Below are 1084 nucleotides of genomic sequence, written 5' to 3'. Positions count from 1 at the left end.
ATCCGCCAGCGCTCCCACCGGGGCCGATGCGTGAGCGCCGCGAGCAACGCCTCCATCGAGGGATGCCGCGCCGCCGGGTCCGCGCTCAAGCCCCGCAGCACCGCGCGGCGAATCCTCGCCGGCACCCGCGCCTCCCCCGACGACACCGGAGGCCCCGCGCGGATGGCCTGCACGAGCGCCGCGCGCGAGCTCGCCTCGAACGGACGCCGGCCATACAGCCCCTCGTGCAACGCCACGCAGAAGCTGAACTGGTCGCTGCGCGCGTCCGCGGGCCGTCCCTCCAACTGCTCGGGCGCCATGTACGCCGGCGTCCCCAGCAGCGCGCCCGGCTGCGTCACCGTCCCCGTGCCACCGGAAGACGGGCCCTCGAGCACGGCGGACTCCACGCCCCCCGGCAGCGAGGTCTGCGTCAGCCGGGCGAGCCCGAAGTCCGTCACCCGCACGCGCCCATCCACGCCCACCAGCACGTTGTCGGGCTTGAAGTCGCGGTGCACCAGCCCCCGCGCATGCGCCGCCGCCAGGCCCTCGCCCGCCTGGAGGAAGCGGCCCAGCACCTCCGTCCACCGCCGAGGCTCCGCCCGCAGCCAGCGCCGCAGCGTGGTCCCCTCCACGAAGTCCATGGCGATGAAGAGGCTCTCCCCATGCACCCCCACGTCATGCACCGCGACGACGTGCGGATGGGACAGCCGGGCCAGCGCCCGCGCCTCGCGCCACAAGCGCTCGCGCGCGTCCTCCGCGCCGCCCTCCTTCACCCAGTCCGAGCGCAACAGCTTCAGGGCCACCTTGCGGTGCAGCCTCGGGTCGTTCGCGGCGAACACCACGCCCATGGCGCCCAGGCCCACGTGCTCCAGCACCTCGTAGTGCCCCACCCGGGCGCCGCGCTCCAACCGGGGCACGCCCGCATCCGCCGAGGCGGCCACCGACTCCGCGCGCGCCTCGCCTCCCGCGAGCACCACCACCACGCGCCGACACAGCCCGCACCCATCCAGGTGCCGCTCCAGTGAAGCCAGCGCGTCCCCCGACACCAACCCTTGCACCAGGTCGGCCAGCTCCGCCTCATCCGGACAGGTGCCCTCCCCCATGC

Annotated in this window: 1 protein-coding gene; it reads right to left on the bottom strand. The window is 75.1% G+C overall.

Translation table 11 applies throughout. From position 1 onward, the window contains the following. The coding region (locus FL311_RS43315; RefSeq protein ID WP_141333530.1) for a serine/threonine-protein kinase at positions 1 to 1084 on the bottom strand (1084 nt) is incomplete at both ends.

It is taken from the genome of Myxococcus sp. AB025B (assembly GCF_006518215.1).
GTDB lineage: Bacteria > Myxococcota > Myxococcia > Myxococcales > Myxococcaceae > Myxococcus > Myxococcus fulvus.
Note: the sequence above shows the minus strand (reverse complement) of the source record. Positions and strands in the feature narration are given on the sequence as shown.